This is a genomic window from Herbaspirillum sp. alder98 (assembly GCF_020179755.1).
Lineage (GTDB): Bacteria > Pseudomonadota > Gammaproteobacteria > Burkholderiales > Burkholderiaceae_D > Herbaspirillum.
In genome coordinates, this window is the sequence record NZ_JAIUCY010000016.1 from 1 (window position 1) to 15,575 (window position 15,575).

At 62.0% G+C, this 15,575-nt stretch carries 15 protein-coding genes; 5 read left to right on the top strand and 10 right to left on the bottom strand.

The annotated features are described in order from the left end of the window. Window positions 1-621: 621 nt before the first annotated feature. From LBW87_RS22920 to LBW87_RS22940, 5 genes are all read right to left on the bottom strand, one after another. Window positions 622-978, bottom strand: coding sequence for a BON domain-containing protein (locus tag LBW87_RS22920; RefSeq protein WP_225203795.1), 357 nt, complete (start codon window positions 976-978; stop codon window positions 622-624). Window positions 979-1,204: 226 nt separating this feature from the next. Continuing rightward, window positions 1,205-2,587, bottom strand: coding sequence for a sigma 54-interacting transcriptional regulator (locus LBW87_RS22925; RefSeq protein ID WP_225203796.1), 1,383 nt, complete (start codon window positions 2,585-2,587; stop codon window positions 1,205-1,207). Window positions 2,588-2,623: 36 nt separating this feature from the next. Continuing rightward, window positions 2,624-3,145, bottom strand: a complete 522-nt coding sequence (locus LBW87_RS22930) for a hypothetical protein (RefSeq protein WP_225203797.1) — start codon at window positions 3,143-3,145, stop codon at window positions 2,624-2,626. Further along, complete coding sequence (locus tag LBW87_RS22935) at window positions 3,129-4,604, bottom strand: sensor histidine kinase (RefSeq protein WP_225203798.1); 1,476 nt, start codon at window positions 4,602-4,604, stop codon at window positions 3,129-3,131. The genes LBW87_RS22930 and LBW87_RS22935 overlap by 17 nt, the downstream gene beginning before the upstream one ends. Window positions 4,605-4,623: 19 nt before the next feature. Continuing rightward, window positions 4,624-5,877, bottom strand: a complete 1,254-nt coding sequence (locus LBW87_RS22940; protein ID WP_225203799.1) for a M20/M25/M40 family metallo-hydrolase — start codon at window positions 5,875-5,877, stop codon at window positions 4,624-4,626. Window positions 5,878-6,105: 228 nt separating this feature from the next. On the opposite strand from LBW87_RS22940, the gene LBW87_RS22945 reads away from it, so the two are divergent. Both LBW87_RS22945 and LBW87_RS22950 read left to right on the top strand, forming a co-directional pair. Then, window positions 6,106-7,533, top strand: a complete 1,428-nt coding sequence (locus LBW87_RS22945) for an MFS transporter (RefSeq protein ID WP_225203800.1) — start codon at window positions 6,106-6,108, stop codon at window positions 7,531-7,533. A gap of 325 nt (window positions 7,534-7,858) precedes the next feature. Then, on the top strand, window positions 7,859-9,082 hold the full coding sequence (locus LBW87_RS22950; RefSeq protein ID WP_225203801.1) for an HD-GYP domain-containing protein: 1,224 nt from the start codon (window positions 7,859-7,861) through the stop codon (window positions 9,080-9,082). On the opposite strand, the gene LBW87_RS22955 is transcribed toward LBW87_RS22950, so the two are convergent. Both LBW87_RS22955 and folE read right to left on the bottom strand, forming a co-directional pair. Further along, complete coding sequence (locus tag LBW87_RS22955) at window positions 9,083-9,508, bottom strand: BLUF domain-containing protein (protein WP_225203802.1); 426 nt, start codon at window positions 9,506-9,508, stop codon at window positions 9,083-9,085. Between the two features lie 2 nt (window positions 9,509-9,510). After that, complete coding sequence (gene folE, locus LBW87_RS22960) at window positions 9,511-10,227, bottom strand: GTP cyclohydrolase I (RefSeq protein WP_225203803.1); 717 nt, start codon at window positions 10,225-10,227, stop codon at window positions 9,511-9,513. Between the two features lie 213 nt (window positions 10,228-10,440). Between folE and LBW87_RS22965 the strand changes: the two genes are divergently transcribed. Continuing rightward, window positions 10,441-11,106, top strand: coding sequence for a flagellar basal body L-ring protein FlgH (locus LBW87_RS22965; RefSeq protein ID WP_225203804.1), 666 nt, complete (start codon window positions 10,441-10,443; stop codon window positions 11,104-11,106). Window positions 11,107-11,183: 77 nt separating this feature from the next. On the opposite strand, the gene LBW87_RS22970 is transcribed toward LBW87_RS22965, so the two are convergent. Further along, complete coding sequence (locus LBW87_RS22970; RefSeq protein ID WP_225203805.1) at window positions 11,184-11,765, bottom strand: cell division protein FtsI; 582 nt, start codon at window positions 11,763-11,765, stop codon at window positions 11,184-11,186. Window positions 11,766-12,226: 461 nt separating this feature from the next. Between LBW87_RS22970 and LBW87_RS22975 the strand changes: the two genes are divergently transcribed. Continuing rightward, entirely contained in the window at window positions 12,227-12,511 is a 285-nt protein-coding gene (locus tag LBW87_RS22975; protein WP_225203806.1) for a GIY-YIG nuclease family protein, read from the top strand. A 6-nt stretch (window positions 12,512-12,517) separates the two neighbouring features. Here the strand turns inward: LBW87_RS22975 and LBW87_RS22980 are convergent, their stop codons facing one another. Then, complete coding sequence (locus LBW87_RS22980) at window positions 12,518-13,783, bottom strand: D-amino acid dehydrogenase (protein ID WP_225203807.1); 1,266 nt, start codon at window positions 13,781-13,783, stop codon at window positions 12,518-12,520. 19 nt (window positions 13,784-13,802) lie between these two features. Further along, a complete protein-coding gene (locus tag LBW87_RS22985; RefSeq protein WP_225203808.1) occupies window positions 13,803-14,588 on the bottom strand; it encodes an SDR family NAD(P)-dependent oxidoreductase in 786 nt (261 codons plus the stop codon). A 314-nt stretch (window positions 14,589-14,902) separates the two neighbouring features. Between LBW87_RS22985 and LBW87_RS22990 the strand changes: the two genes are divergently transcribed. Beyond that, a complete protein-coding gene (locus LBW87_RS22990; RefSeq protein WP_225203809.1) occupies window positions 14,903-15,568 on the top strand; it encodes an amino acid ABC transporter permease in 666 nt (221 codons plus the stop codon). Window positions 15,569-15,575: the final 7 nt, after the last annotated feature.

The following is a 15,575-nucleotide window of genomic DNA, read 5'->3' on the forward strand; positions in this document are numbered from 1 at the left end:
GTCTGTCGCTTCCATTAAACGCCCACGCTTATCGGCTGTTAATTTTTAAAGATCTTTTCTGTCGCACCGCGTCGCTTTCGCTTCGCTTGCGTCGCCAACAAATCGTTTTGTTTGTCAGCAGCAGAGAAACGAGATTATGAAGTTGTTTTTGAATCGCGTCAACTACTATTTTCGCTCTTCTCAAACTTTTTAAATCGCTTGTTTTTAGCGCTTCGTACTTGCGTACTTATTTGCCAAAACAACCCATTTAAAACTACTTCAATCTCACCCGCTTTCGCTCGCAACTTCGCTTCGTTCTTCACTCCGCTTTTCTGCGTTGCGTCAGCAGGGGGCGAACTATAGCAACGGCCTAACCACCGTGCAAGTACTTTTTAAACAATTATGCAAAATAATTTACGCCGGGGACTGACAACAGACTAAGGAATCCACGCAAGACCACGACCCGCAACGCTTTGCGGGCAATGCGGCTCTGCAATCACGCCATAAAACCAAATGCCCGCCCCTCGCGGGGCGGGCATTTGTTCAGGCTTTATCTCTATCTATATAAGTAAGGCGGGAGGAAAAACGGACGGCGCCATCAAGCAGCAGGTCAGATAGCGGCCGTCCCAGCCCGCCTTCTCATTAACTGCTCTTTACGGTGAGGTCACTCTTGACGTCCTTGACGCCCTCGACCCCGGCGGCCAGCTGCAATGCATGTTGGCCCGCTTCGGCACTAGGCACCGATCCGCGCAACGTCACGACCCCGGCCTTGGTGGTTACCTTGATCTTGGTGGCGGAAACCTGCTTGTCTTCCACCAGCGCCGCCTTTACCTTGGCAGTGATGACCGAGTCATCGACATAAGCACCGGCAGTCTGTCCGGACTTGTGGCCGGAATCACTACTATTAGTAGAATCTGCAGCCTGGGCCAGGGGCGCCGCAATCAGCGCGGTAGCAAGGGAGGCGGCAAGCAGCTTGGCGGTCAGTTTGGTCTTTTCCATGGTGTTCTCCTTATATTAGTAAAGAATAAGCATGGGCAGCACAATCGCGGCCGGCTACCTGGTTCTTCGCAAGCGCCGTGCCAGACCAAAAAACCGTTTAACTTTCAATGACTTGCGTGACTCCCCTATAAAAGCCTGCACCTGAGAGGCTAAAAATCGCCTGTTTTCGTCGGGCACCGGCGACGGCTGACCGCGATGTGGGCATAAGTGATTGATTGCAAAGGACTCATTCCTGTCGCTCAGTGACGACGCCCTCTTCCCCACCACGAAACATCCGTGGATCGAGTCCGTTCTTTTGCAGCAGCCGGTAGAACTCGGTACGGTTGCGATCGGCCAGGCGCGCAGCATCCGACACATTGCCATCAGTCAACTTCAATAGGCGGATCAGGTAGTCACGCTCGAATTTCTGCTTCGCCTCGGCATAACGCAGGCGATCCAGCGCCGGCACCTGCAGCGCGCGTTGCACCAGCGAAGCCGGGATCAACGCCACGGGCGACAACGCGCACACCTGCTCCACGACGTTATAGAGTTGCCGCACGTTTCCCGGCCACTGCGCCAGACTCAGCATCTCCAGCGCATCCGGGGCAAACCCGGTCAGGCGCTTGGCATACTTGGCCCCGATCGTCTTGAGGAAGTGATTGGCCAGCAGCGCAATGTCCTCACGACGCTCACCCAGCGATGGCAGGTTGAGCGTCACGACGTTGAGCCGGTAATACAGGTCTTCGCGAAACTGGCTATCGGCCATGGCCACTTCCAGGTCGCGATGGGTCGCCGAGATGATACGAACATCCACCTCGCGCGCCTGGTTGGCCCCCACCTGGCGCACGCTTCTTTCCTGCAATACCCGTAGCAGCTTGACCTGCAGCGGCACCGGCATGTCACCGATCTCGTCCAGGAACAAGGTGCCGCCGTCTGCGGCCTGGAACAAACCCTCGCGGTGCTCCACGGCGCCGGTGAAAGCGCCCTTCACATGACCGAACAGCTCTGACTCGAGCAACTGCTCGGGAATAGCGCCGCAATTGAGGGCCACGAAAGGCTTGCCCGCACGCGGACTGGCGCGATGGATGGCGCGCGCCAGCAATTCCTTGCCGGTGCCGCTATCGCCACGAATCATGATGCTGGCGTCGGAGGCGGCCACCAGCCGCGCCTCTGCCAGCAATTCGGCCACCCGCTGGCTGCGACTGACGATATCAGCGCGCCAGGCCTGCTCGTCGCCTTCGACGGCTGGCGACGAGAGACTCAACGCCTGGGCGATCTTGTCGAGCAGCACGGCGCTGTCAAATGGCTTGGTCAGGTAGGCGAAGGCACCGCGGGTGGTGGCATCGACCGCATCGGGGATCGTCCCGTGGGCGGTCAGCAGGATGACCGGCAGGGTCGGCTGGCGACTGCGGATTTCGTCGAACAGCGCCAGGCCATCCATGCCCGGCAGGCGGACATCGGTAATCACCAATGCGGGAGAGGTGATGGCAAGCTGCGCCAGCGCGGCCTCGCTGCTGCCCACGCCCACGACCCGATAACCGGCCGCATTGAGGCGTAAGGTCAGCAGGCGTAGCAGGTCAGGGTCGTCGTCGACCAGTAGAAGTGGCGCAAACTGCGTATTGTTTTCCATCGTGGCTCCGGTTCGGGAACGGAGCCAGCGCCAGGCTCACTTGCCGGTGGCGGGCAAGCTCCGTTCGATATTCTTGAGGGCTTCGAGCTTTTCGTTGAGCAGATCCACCTTGCGCTGCGCATCGCGCGCCTGGCCGGCAGACTTCTCGGCGTTGTCAGCCACCCGGCGCAGATCGCTGTAGTGGCCCACCAGCAATTGCACGAGCGGCTTGAGCTTGTCCGCTTCGACGCTGTTATCGGCCATCACGTTCCATAACTGGGCTTCGGCACGCGCCAATTCGATCGGGTCGCGGGTGGCCGCCAGCAGCATGGCACGCCGCACGACATTGGCCGGCCCGGTCGGGTTGGCATTGGCCCGTTGCAGTTCGCGTCCCAATTCGGCGGGCGACATCTTCCGTATCTGGATGCCATAGACCAGCAATTCATCGACATTGCTGGGCGAGTGGATCAACTTGATCGTCGACGTCGGCGGCTCGACCGCCGGCGTGGTGCAGGCCCCCAGCAATGCCAGGGAAAAAACCATTGCCAGTGGCAACAGGCGCTCAATCTTGTTTTTCATCGGGTAACTCTATTCTGAAATGGGCGCCGCCGTCGCGCGGCACCAACTGCACGCGCCCGCCGTGCGCATGCACGTACTCGCGCACCACCGACAAACCGATACCATTGCCGCGCCGGGCACCGGACGGCTGGTGCAAGCCCTGGTAGAACGGCTCGAAGATGCGCGCCGTGTCGGTCGGCGCCACGCCAGGGCCCTGGTCGATGCATTCTACCCGCACCGCACCCGGAACATCGGCCAGCAGGAAACGGATGAAACCGCCCTCGGGGCTGAAACGCACGGCATTCGACAGCAGGTTGGCCAGCGCAATGGCCATCTTCTCCGGATCCACCAGCACCATGCGCGCGCTGCCGTCGACTTCGACCCGCAACTCACGCGCCAGCCATTGCAGCCGCTGGTCATCGATCACCTTGTGCAGCAATGCCCGCAGATCCACCGGCACCGGGTGCAGGCGCTGGGCATCGAATGCCAGCTCGTTATAGCGCAGCAAGTCTTCGATCTGGGTCTGCAGCGACTGCGTATTCTGGCGCAGGATGCGGGCAATCTCGCGCTGATTGTCCGACAGCTGCCCGGCCACGCCATCGTCGAGCAAGGCGGCGCCCTCGCACAGCGCCGCCAGCGGCGTCTTCAGTTCGTGCGACACATGACGCAGGAAGCGCGACTTCTCGGCTTCCAGGTCGGCCAGGCGCAGGCGCAACCAGTCCAGTTGCTGTCCCAGGCGACGAATATCGGCCGGACCACGCACATCGATCGGCTGGTCGAAGCGGTTATCGCCCAGGCGTCCGATGGCATGCTCCAGCCGCGCCAGCGGACGCGACAACCAAAGTCCGAAGCAGAACGCCAGCAGCACCGCCAGCAGGATCGCCCCCACCACCTGCAGCGTGAGCATGCGGCGCTGCTGCTCAAGCGCGGTCGACAGCGCGTTGTTGCGGCGGTCGACCTCGCGCCGGCTTTCCAGCGCCAGCCGCTCGTTGAGCGCGGGCAGGCGCGAGAAATCCTGGAACACCTTGAGTTGCTCGGCCTTGTCGCGACGCTGCTCGGACTCCAGCACGGCCGACGCCTCTTCTATATAGAGCGTCCATTGGCCATACAACTCGCGCGGCGCCAGCGGCAAGGCGTCGGAGAGTTCATTGATGGCCTGGCGCGCCTGGTCGCGTGCTTCGACGAAACGATCATGAAACACCGGGTCATCCAGCACCAGGTATTGGCGCGCGCTGCGCTCCATGGCCACCGTGCGCTCGGCCAGTCGCTGCGCGGCCTCGGTCAGTTGCACCGCCTGGCGCGCGGTCTGGCTGCTGTTGCTGGCCATGCGCTCGAGCGTGAACAAGGCGTGAATCGAGGTCGCGCTGAGCAAACCGGCAATCAGCAGGAAGGCCGCGAGCAACAATTGCCTGAACGACAATCCCAGGTATCCCGGCCGCGGCTCAGGCGTCGAATTCAGGTGTTCGATGGCATTGGGCATGCGCTTGATCCTGGCGTCTTTATGCAACCTGCTGGTCCGGGCCGACAAAATCCAGCAGCATCAGGGCCACCACCTTGGTGGCGCGCCGCAGGTCTTCCAGCGCCAGGTTTTCGTCCGCCTGCTTGGCGTTGGATTCCATCAATGTGCGCGGTCCGGCGCCAAACAGCACCACCGGGATGCCATGTTCGCCATACAGGCGGGCATCGGTATAGAGCGCCGAGCCAAACGTGGTCAGGGTGTCGCCCATGACATCGCCGGCATGCCGCAACAGGCTCTCAACCAGGCGCTCGTGGCCTGGCAGCGGGCGCAGCGCACGCGCCAGCAGCAGCCGGCGAATCTCGACCCGGATACCCGGCAGGCCGACCACCGCATCTTCGATCAGCTTGCGCACACCGGCCTCGACCTGGGTCGGATCTTCCTCGGGAATCATGCGACGGTCCATCTTGAGCACCACCTTGCCCGGCACCACGTTGGTGTTGGTACCACCATCGATACGCCCCACGATCATGGTCGGATGGGTAATGCCGGGAATCGCCGAACGGATTTCCTTCAAGCCCGGCAGCGCGCCGTAGATGGCATTGAGAATGGCATTGGCGGCCTGCAATGCGTCATGCCCGGTCTCGGGCATCGAGCCGTGGGTGGCGCGGCCATGCACCGTCACTTCGAACTGCAGGCAGGCATTGTGCGCGGTCACCACGTTGTAGCTGAAGCCGGCGGCCAGCACGTAGTCCGGCTTGGTCAGTTTTTGCTCCAGCAGCCAGCCCGGTCCCAACAGACCGCCGAATTCCTCGTCATAGGTGAAATGCAGTTCCAGCGCGCCGCGCAAATCGACGCCCAGCGACTCCAGTGCGCGCACGGCAAAGATATAGCTGGCGAAGTCGCCCTTGGAGACGGCCGTAGCGCGCCCGTAGATGCGACCGTCGTCAATCTCGCCGCCATACGGGTCGTGCTGCCAACCCTCGCCCGGCGGCACCACGTCGCCATGCGCATTGAGGGCCACGGTGGGGCCGCCGTCGGCGTAAGGGCGACGCACGATCAGGTTGGTCACGCTCTGCATGCCATAGTCCAGCACCTGCTGCTGCGGCACCACGTGTTTCTCGGCATGCCAACCCCAGCGTTCGACCAGTTCGGCTACTGCATCGGCATGCGGGGCATTGTTGCCCGGTGGCGTGTCGGTAGGAATCCGGACCAATTGCTGCAACACGCCGACCTCTTCATCGAAATGCTGATCGATCCATGCGCACAGGCGCTCCGACAACTGCTGATTGGCCATTCCTACTCCGTCATCAATAAAAGCGCGCCGACCACGCCAGCGCAAAACAGCATGATAACGTACCGGCTTGCCAGCCGGGCAATGGCCAGCGTGGCCGGCGTTTCCCCGCTATCATGGGAGCCGGCTGCCAGCGCAAGGGTGGCCACACGGTTTTCTTACCTTATATATAGAGAGCAACAGGTTGCCGGCGCCCGCCTGCGGCCTGGCCGCTCCATCTGCCGATCTCACATGTCTTCGCTGCCCTCATCCGCCGACGCCCCCTGTCCCACCCCGCAGCCGGTCGTCGCCGGCGATGGCCTGCCACCCGACCAGCGCGGTCGCGCCATCCTGACCCTGCTCATCGCGGTCGGGTTGGCCACGCTGGACACCGCCATCGCCAATACCGCCCTGCCCGCCATGGCGGCCGACCTCAATACCACCCCGGCGGCATCGGTATGGATTGTCACGTCCTACCAGCTGGCCATGATGGTGTCGCTGCTGCCGTTGGCGGCGCTGGGCGAAATCGTCGGCTATCGGCGCATCTACATATGGGGCCTGGTGCTGTTTACGGTGGCCTCGCTGCTGTGCGCGGTGGCCTGGTCGCTGCCGTCGCTGGTGGTGGCGCGCTTCCTGCAGGGGTTGGGCGGCGCCGGCATCATGAGCGTCAACACCGCACTGATCCGCTTCATCTACCCCACCCGCTCGCTGGGTCGCGGGGTCGGGCTCAATACGCTGATCGTGGCCATTTCCTTTACCGTCGGGCCCAGCGTGGCCTCGGCCATCCTGGCCATCGCACCGTGGCCCTGGTTGTTTGCGGTCAATGTGCCGCTGGGCATCATCGCGGTGGTGCTGGCGATCCCCTCGCTGCCGCACACCGCGCTGTCGGCTTATGCATTCGATGTACGCAGCGCCCTGCTCAATGCCGCCACCTTCGGCCTGCTGATCCTGGCCATCGGCGAAGGCGCACATCAGGCCCAGGGCAATATCGTCGGCCTTGAACTGGCCGCGGCATTGGTCTGCGGCGCTTTCCTGCTGCGCCGCGAGCTGCGTCATCCGGCGCCGATGATGCCGGTCGACCTGTTTCGCCATCCCATGTTTTCGCTCTCGGCCATCACCGCCGTGTGTTCGTTTGCGGCACAAGGCCTGGCCTTCGTGTCGTTGCCGTTCTTCTTTCATCATGACCTCGGGCGCAGCCAGGTCGAGATCGGCCTGCTGATGACGCCATGGCCGGTGGCGGTGGCCATCATGGCGCCGATTGCAGGTCGCATGTCGGACCGCTATCCGGTCGGCATCCTCGGTGGCGTCGGGCTGGCGATGCTGTGTGCCGGCCTGCTGACGATGACCTTCATGCCCGCCGCCCCCACCGTGTGGGAAATCAGCTGGCGCATGCTGATCTGCGGCATGGGCTTTGGCTTCTTCCAGTCGCCCAACCTGAAGGCCCTGATGACCAGCGCGCCACCGCATCGCAGCGGCGGCGCCTCCGGCATCGTCGCCACGGCGCGCCTGCTGGGCCAGAGCATTGGCGCCTCGCTGGTGGCGCTTTGCTTCAATCTGTCCGAGATCCACGGTTCGCGCTTTGCGCTGGGCTTTGGTGCGGCCTTCGCCGGCATTGCCTGCCTCGCCAGCTTCCTGCGCTTGCTGACCAGCAACCCCTATGCGCCTCCGCTGAAAAAGTAAGCCATCCCGATGGAGATTGGTACCCACATCAACGGCGGCCTGAGGGTCGCCGTTTTGCATTGCGCTGTCAGCCAATGGTCAGGAACGTGCAAGAAAACATCAGAAATTTTCCGTGCATAACTATTCGTCGGCGGGAGAGAAAAATTAAGTGTCGGCGGCCCGCCGCGTCTCTCTCAAACAAAAAACATTCTGCTACGATGGACTCGTTTATTCGGACCGGCTGTAGGCGAAAGTGCTGCAACAGGCGTTGCTTCACACAGGGGTCATTGAAGCCGTTTTCCGGCAGGGCAAGACAACACCAGGCATAAGACCTGGTGGATTAGATATGTTGAAATCCATCGCCACCGAACAATTGCGTCTGGGCATGTACGTCCACTCCATTCCCGGAGCGTGGATCAACCATCCTTTCTGGCGCAAGTCATTCAAGCTCGAAAACATCGAGGACCTGCAGGCCCTGCGCGCCAGTCCGATCCGCGAAATCCTGATCGACACGGCCAAGGGCCGCGATGTTACTCCCGAGCACGATGCCGATGATGACGAAGAGGATGGCGATGTGGCCCAGGTCAGCGTCGTCGACGCACCTGCCGTCCATGGCACGGCCCCGCGCAAGTCGGGCGTACGCACCGACACCAGCCAGGAGCGCGAGCGGGCCGCCCGCATCATCTCGTCGTCCAAGTCGACCGTGCTTCACATGTTCGCCGAAGCACGCATGGGCAAGACGGTCGACGTCAAGGATGCGGCCGAACTGGTCACCGAAATCACCGCCTCGGTCTCGCGCAATGCCGATGCATTGATCAGCCTGGCACGTCTCAAGACGACCGACGATTACACCTATATGCATTCGGTGGCGGTATGCGCGATGATGATTTCGCTGGCGCACCAGCTGGGACTGACGCATGAGCAGGCCAAGCAGGCCGGGATGGCCGGCTTGTTGCACGACGTCGGCAAGATGTCGGTGCCGCTGGACATCCTCAACAAACCCGCCAAGCTGACCGCCGAAGAATTTGCCTCGGTGCGCTCGCACACCGTGGCCGGGCACGCGATCCTGCAGCAGATCGACGGTATCGGCGAGGCCGCGCTCGATGTGTCGCTGCACCATCACGAGAAAATCGATGGCAGCGGTTACCCGTTCAATCTGAAAGCCGAGCAGATCTCGATCATGGCCAAGATGGGTGCGGTGTGCGATGTGTACGACGCCATTACCTCCAACCGGCCGTACAAGGCAGGCTGGGATCCGGCCCGATCGATTCGCCACATGGCGGGCAGCGCCGGTCATTTCGACGCCAGCACGATGGAAGCCTTCGTCAAGGCCATCGGCATCTATCCCACCGGCTCCTGTGTGCTGATGCAGTCCGGACGACTCGCGGTGGTGGTCGACCAGCGCCCCGACCACCTGCTCACGCCGCGCGTGAAGGTTTTCTATTCAACCCTGACGAAGATGCCACAGCGCCCCGAGATCGTCGACCTGGCGCACGCCAGCGACAAGATCATCACCTACGCAGATCCGGCCAAATGGGGCATCCGGCATCTGCCTAACACCGAACTCTGATCAGTCGCGCTGGGTGAAAGCCGCCGTCGACGCCAGCTCGTTGAGCAGCGCCACGGTGGCACAGCTCGACACCTGATAGGGATTGAGTTCGCTGCTGATCGAATACTTCAGCAACAATGACCGATTGATCTTGTCGAGCCGGATACCGCCCATGGTCCAGGACGAGTACTGCCGTTCATCGATCGCTTCGTAACCCAGCAGGATCAGGTCTTGATGACGCTCGTCGTGCATCAGGTGCGCGTACACCCGGTTGACCTGGTCACGCCCGCCCTCGAGCACCTGCACGAAGATGCGGTCGCTGTAGCACAGCACGCCGGTGATGCCGTATTCGGGGTTGCGCTTGCGCGCGCTGGCCAGGATGTTATCTACCGCATCGGCTGTGATCGGCGCCTTGGCGCGGCTTGCATAGATCAGACGGACCAGCATGCTTAACCTCGTTGACGTTGGGTAATCAGGGCCAGGAACTCGCGCCGCAAGTCCGGGTTGCGCAGGAAGGACCCACGCATGACGCTGTTGATCATCTTCGAATCGACATCCTTGACGCCGCGCCAGTGCATGCAGAAATGATCGGCTTCCATCACGATGGCCAGGCCATCGGGCTGCAGCTTCTGCATCAGCAGGTTGGCCGCCTGCGACACCGCCTCTTCCTGGATCTGCGGACGGCTCATCACCCACTCCAGCAGGCGCGCATATTTAGACAGGCCGATCAGGTTCGAATGCTCGTTGGGCATGACGCCGATCCAGACCTTGCCCATGATCGGGCACAGGTGATGCGAGCAGGCGCTGCGCACCGTGATCGGCCCCACGATCATCAATTCGTTGAGACCTTCGATGTTAGGAAATTCGGTAACCGCCGGCGGCGCCTGGTAGCGCCCGCGAAACACTTCATTGAGATACATCTTGGCGACGCGCTTGGCCGTATCCTGGGTGTTGTGATCGCTCTCGACATCGATCACCAGGCTCTCCAGCACCGCCGCCAGCTTGCCCTGCACCTCGGCCTGCAATTGCTCGAGCTCGCCCTCTTCGATAAAGGCGGCGATATTGTCATTGGCATGAAAGCGCACGCCCGCCTTCTTGATGCGTTCGCGGATGCGGGCTGAGACAAGCTGGTCATGCACGCTGGGCTGGTTTTTTTCTGTTGCCATATCGGAAAGCGCACAGCGAGGGGCTGCGCAGGAATCGGTGAAATTGCCCCCATTATGCCCCGAAACGCCATCCCGCCCAGCGCGCCTTGCAATGCGCTGCAACAGTGCCGGCTTAACCGCCGTTGATTTTTGTTTGCCGCCATTTACAAGCGATTAACGGCTGCTTACACGCTTGACGACCATCATCGGGAAAACAATCTCGGGGGTGTCGTCATGCATATTCAAATCCGCCTGGTCGGCGCATGCGCTCTGGCAGCAACGCTGTGCGCCTGCTATAGCCCGGCGCCAATGGTCAACGGTCCCACCAGCGTACGCCCGGCGTACCCGGTGGCCAACGTCGAGAACAACGGCGCCATCTTCCGCGTCAGCAGCGCGCAGCTGTTCGAGGAACCGACCAGCTACAACGTCGGCGACATCATCAAGATCGACATTTCCGAATCCATCAGCGGCAGCAACAAGTCGGCCACCACCAACACCCGCGATACCAGCCTGACGCAAAAGGGGCCGGGATCCTCGGCGCCGCTGGCCGGCCTGTTCGGTTCGCTCTACACGGCCGACTTCTCGGCTTCGGGCAGCAACTCCTTCAAGGGTTCGGGCCAGACCGACAGCTCCAACAGCATGACCGGCACGTTGATGGTATCGATCGTCGAAGTCCTGCCCAACCGCAACCTGGTGGTGGCCGGCGAGAAACGCATCGGCCTCAACAACAACGTCAACACATTGCGATTCTCTGGCGTCGTGCGCACGCGCGACATCCGCGGCGGCATCGTGGCCTCGGCCAACGTGGCCGATGCGCGGCTGGAACAGGTGGGCGGCGGCACGATTGCGGATGCCAATGCCGATGGCGGTTTCTTCAAGCGCCTGCTGACGATCTGGTAAGCAATCAGCGGAGAAATGAAGCACTAACAAAAATGGCAACCGAGGTTGCCATTTTTATTTCAGCCAGGCCATTTGATTCAGAAGCCGCCGCTCGATGCGGATTGGGAGGGAAAGCGCGAGCTGTCGGCAATCACCTCCGCATTGGAGGGCAGCAACGCATCGACCAGCGGTCCCAGCTTTTCGTTGGTCGTGGCCCATTTATCCTGGGCGAACGAGCCCAGGCGATACTGGGCCGATCCCATCACGCGTCCGTCGCGACGCAGCGTCAGCGAGACATAGGTCAGGTAAGGCGTGTAGGCGTCGGAGAACACCTTGGTGTCCCATTTGACGAAGCCGGTGTAAGTCATCGTCACCGGACAACCGACCGATTGCGTGCCGGCGTCATAGACGCGGCTTTGCACGCCACGCCGCATCAATTCGTTTTGCAGCGCCGGCACAAAGTCACTCATGGCCACGGCGCCGTTCCACTCGATGCAGACTTCATGGATCGAGTTCCGGTCGTAGATCACGGCGTTCTGCGGCGGGTTGGGCGTCATCGAGCGCACCCCCGAGGCCGCATAGCCGATCAGGTTGGCCGCCTGAACCAATGGGTCAGACGGCATGACGACGCACGCCGACAAGGACGATGCAAACAAGGATGCAATGATGATGGTGCGCACGACGCCCCCTCCAGGCTACTCACCGATTCATCATAGCCGCGCGGCATATCTGGTTACTTTTGTTTTACCTTCATTTACGCTGGCCGGGAGGGGGCTTTACAGAGCTAGACACTACCGGGTTCCTCGCACACCGTCTGAAGACGCTGGGCCCTGACGTTCATCAGAGTGACGGTGGTTGGGGTATGAATATCCCGTCGTGCCGGCGAACGCCGGTACCTAGTGGCTTTGGTCGCGTACCGGTGGACGCTGCACGACGCTGGGTCCTGACTTTCGTCAGGACGACGGGGATGGGTAAGAAGCAAACCGTCGTCCCGGCGCATGCCGGGACCCAGTGACTTCGATCGCGTACCGATAGCCGTTTCCTGACGTTCTCCATGTCGACAGACAGTTCTGGTGAGTTGAGGCCTCAACTCGCACGACATCGATTCAGTTGCTCACACGACCAACCTACGATCAGCGCAATGAATTTCTACGTCTACATCCTGGCCAGCGCCAGAAACGGCACGCTATACATCGGCGTTACCCGCGACCTGATCAAACGTATCTATCAGCACAAATACGAAGCTGGTCCAGGCTTCACAAAAAAATACGCCGTCAACCAACTGGTGCACTTTGAAGTGTTCGACGATGCCATCAATGCCATCACCCGCGAAAAACAACTGAAAAACTGGCGTCGGAGCTGGAAGCTGCAACTGATCGAAAAAACCAATCCCTACTGGCTCGACCTATACCCAACGATCATCTGACCCGATTCAAATCACCCGCAACGGCGCCAGATCATCACTCTCGATCTCGGTGCGTTCACCGGCAATGCGGTCGGCCAGGATGCGGCTGGCGCCGCAGGCCGTGGTCCAGCCGTTCGAGCCATGACCGGCGTTGAGCCAGAGATTGGCATAACGGGTGGCGCCGATAAGCGGCGCGCCGTCCGGCGTCATCGGCCGCAATCCGGCCCAGTATTCGACCCGCGCCAAGTCCGCGCCCTGTGGATAAAGATTCTTCAGCGACTTCAGCGCCGTGGCGCAATCGCGTGGGGTGACGCGAGTGTCCCAGCTGCCGATCTCGGCCGTGCCGGCGGCGCGGATATGGTCGCCCATGCGCGTGATGGCCACCTTGTAGTATTCGTCCATGACGCCACTGCGCGGCGCGCCCGCAGGGTCGCTGACCGGCACCGTGATGGCATAGCCCTTGACCGGATAGATCGGCAAATCCAGTCCCAGCGGCTTGAGCATCGGCACCGAGGCGCTGGCGCAGGCCACCACGTAGGCGTCGGCCTGCAACGTGCCGGCACTGGTGCGTACCCCCGTTACCTGGCCACCCGCCACTTCGATCGCGTCGACCGTGGTCGAGAGCCGGAACTGCACACCCTGTGCCTGCAACCAATCGGCCAGCGCACGGGCGAACAGCGGGCAGTTGCCGGTTTCATCCAGGGGCAGCAGCAAGCCACCTTTCAATTCATTGCGCGCCGCGTGCAGCCCGGGGTCGAACGCGACGCAGGCATCCGCATCCAGCAACTCGAACGGCACGCCGGCCTCGGCCAGCACCTTGGTCGACAAGCCGGCGTTATCCACACCCTCCTGGGTGCGGAACAACTGCAGGTTGCCGCCTGTGGTCTGTTCATAACTTATGTCGAGCCGTTCGCGGATCTGCTTCAACTGTGTATGGCTATACCGCGCCAGGCGCCCCATGCGCGCCTTGTTGATGGCATAACGCTCGGGCGTGCATTGCGCCAGGAAGCGCTGCAGCCAGCGCCATTGATGCGCGTCCAGGCGTGGCGTGAAGCGCAGCGCCGCTTCGATCCCCAGCCAACTCTGCAGCGTCCATTTGAGCGACTTGCCGGGCATGCCCGGCGCCGCCCACGGCGTGGCATAGGACGGGCATACATGGCCGGCGTTGCCGACGCTGGTTTCGGCGGCGACCTCGGCCCGACGTTCGACTACCGTCACGTCGTGGCCGCGCTCGCGGAGGTAATAAGCAGTGGTGACGCCGACGATGCCGGCGCCCAGCACGATGATGCGCATGGAAAAGTCCAGAACAGGATTAAAGAGTGAGACCGCCGTCGACATGCCAGACCTGGCCGGTCACGTAAGAGGCCGCCGGGCTCAGCAGAAAGGCGATCACGTTGGCGATCTCCTGCGGCTGCCCCAGGCGTTGCAGCGGAATGCGTTCGAGCGCGGCCTGCCAGGCGGCCGGGTCGATGGCCGACTTGGCCGGATCGCTTTTTTGCACATAGCCGGGCGCCACCGCATTGACGGTGACCGCGAACGGCGCCAATTGCACCGCCAGCGACTTGACCAGGGCCTCGATGCCGGCCTTGGCCGCGGCCGACGCCGGAAAACCCGATTCGCCCAGCCGGAACACATGCGCCACGAATGAACTGAGTGCCACCACCCGGCCGCCCCCCGAGGCCTGCAGCGCATCGCGGCAAGCCGTGGTCAGCCGAAAGAAGCCCGACAGCAGGGCATCGAGCGAACGCGACCAGTCGGCATCGCTCAATTCGCCGATGCGCTTGCGATCGGCAAAGCCGGCGTTGGCCACCAGCGCATCCAGGCGACCGAACTCATCGAGTGCGGTGTCGCGCAGCAAGCCGGCGGTGGCCGGCTCAGCCATGTCGCCAAACGCCAGCACGCAGCGCGCGCCCCGCTCGCGACAGGTCCGCGCCACATCCTGCAACTGCGGCGAATCGCCACGCGCATGCAGCACCAGCGAAGTGGTGTCGGCGGCCACCGTGGTGGCAATGGCGGCACCGATGCCGCGCGCAGCCCCCGTGATCAGGATCACGCGGCGCTGGTCGCCGGACAGGGTGGAAGCAGAAACCTGGTTCATGGTCTAAGTCTGGAAATTGAAGCCGATCCCGGCAGATGAGACAAGCGCTGCGCCCGACGCCGGATGCGTCGCGGCAAGTGCGCTATTTTAGCCAAACCCCACGTCCCCGGGGGCCTTCGACACTTGCCAGCATGGCGGTGCGCAGCGGTTCTCCATTACAATTGCCGGGTTCGCGGGTTGCCGACCATGCAATTCTTATAAATGCCATCCCCCTCTCCACGCTGCGGCATGGATCATGCTTGGACTTCCCGCACCCCCTCCGCATCGAACCAGGCATCTGGTTCACATTGAATCGAATTGAAGGAAAACCGCAGATGTATCAATGGGACTTCGGCTCGCTCTGGCAATTCCGGAGCATCATCGGCATCGGCTTTGCCTATACGCTGAGCTATACCGTGGCCGTCATCGCACTGGGGCTGTTGATCGGACTGCTGGTCGGTCTCGGCCGCCTGTCATCCAACCCGTTCATCTCGGGACCGCTGCGCGCCTACGTCGAAGTGTTCCGTTGCACTCCCGTGCTGGTGCAACTGGTGTGGTTCTACTATGCGCTGCCTGTCTTACTGGGCATCGAAATGTCGGCCGGCATGGCCGCCGCCCTGTCGCTGTCGCTGTATGGAGGTGCGTTTTACTCGGAAATCATTCGCGGTGGCATCGTCTCGATCGACATGGGGCAATCCGAAGCCGGCTGGGCGCTCGGCATGACGCGATTGCAGCTGATGCGGCGGGTGATCCTGCCGCAGGCCTTCAAGCGCATGACGCCACCACTGGTGAACCAGTCCATCATGCAACTCAAGAATACCTCGCTGCTGTCGGTGCTGGCGGTGCCCGACCTGCTGTACCAGGGCCAGATCATCGCCCACGAAACCTATCGTCCGCTGGAGATCTACACCATGGTGGCGATCATCTATTTCCTGATCCTGCTGCCGGCCACCATCTGGGCCAAGAAGCTCGAAACGCGCCTGTCGGCGCAGCAAGGTTGAGGGGCCC

Bases quoted from the DNA above. Each gene is read 5' to 3' on its own strand.
- LBW87_RS22920 (WP_225203795.1), bottom strand. From the start codon at position 978: ATGGAAAAGACCAAACTGACCGCCAAGCTGCTTGCCGCCTCCCTTGCT.
- LBW87_RS22925 (WP_225203796.1), bottom strand. From the start codon at position 2,587: ATGGAAAACAATACGCAGTTTGCGCCACTTCTACTGGTCGACGACGAC.
- LBW87_RS22930 (WP_225203797.1), bottom strand. From the start codon at position 3,145: ATGAAAAACAAGATTGAGCGCCTGTTGCCACTGGCAATGGTTTTTTCC.
- LBW87_RS22935 (WP_225203798.1), bottom strand. From the start codon at position 4,604: ATGCCCAATGCCATCGAACACCTGAATTCGACGCCTGAGCCGCGGCCG.
- LBW87_RS22940 (WP_225203799.1), bottom strand. From the start codon at position 5,877: ATGGCCAATCAGCAGTTGTCGGAGCGCCTGTGCGCATGGATCGATCAG.
- LBW87_RS22945 (WP_225203800.1), top strand. From the start codon at position 6,106: ATGTCTTCGCTGCCCTCATCCGCCGACGCCCCCTGTCCCACCCCGCAG.
- LBW87_RS22950 (WP_225203801.1), top strand. From the start codon at position 7,859: ATGTTGAAATCCATCGCCACCGAACAATTGCGTCTGGGCATGTACGTC.
- LBW87_RS22955 (WP_225203802.1), bottom strand. From the start codon at position 9,508: ATGCTGGTCCGTCTGATCTATGCAAGCCGCGCCAAGGCGCCGATCACA.
- folE (WP_225203803.1), bottom strand. From the start codon at position 10,227: ATGGCAACAGAAAAAAACCAGCCCAGCGTGCATGACCAGCTTGTCTCA.
- LBW87_RS22965 (WP_225203804.1), top strand. From the start codon at position 10,441: ATGCATATTCAAATCCGCCTGGTCGGCGCATGCGCTCTGGCAGCAACG.
- LBW87_RS22975 (WP_225203806.1), top strand. From the start codon at position 12,227: ATGAATTTCTACGTCTACATCCTGGCCAGCGCCAGAAACGGCACGCTA.
- LBW87_RS22980 (WP_225203807.1), bottom strand. From the start codon at position 13,783: ATGCGCATCATCGTGCTGGGCGCCGGCATCGTCGGCGTCACCACTGCT.
- LBW87_RS22985 (WP_225203808.1), bottom strand. From the start codon at position 14,588: ATGAACCAGGTTTCTGCTTCCACCCTGTCCGGCGACCAGCGCCGCGTG.
- LBW87_RS22990 (WP_225203809.1), top strand. From the start codon at position 14,903: ATGTATCAATGGGACTTCGGCTCGCTCTGGCAATTCCGGAGCATCATC.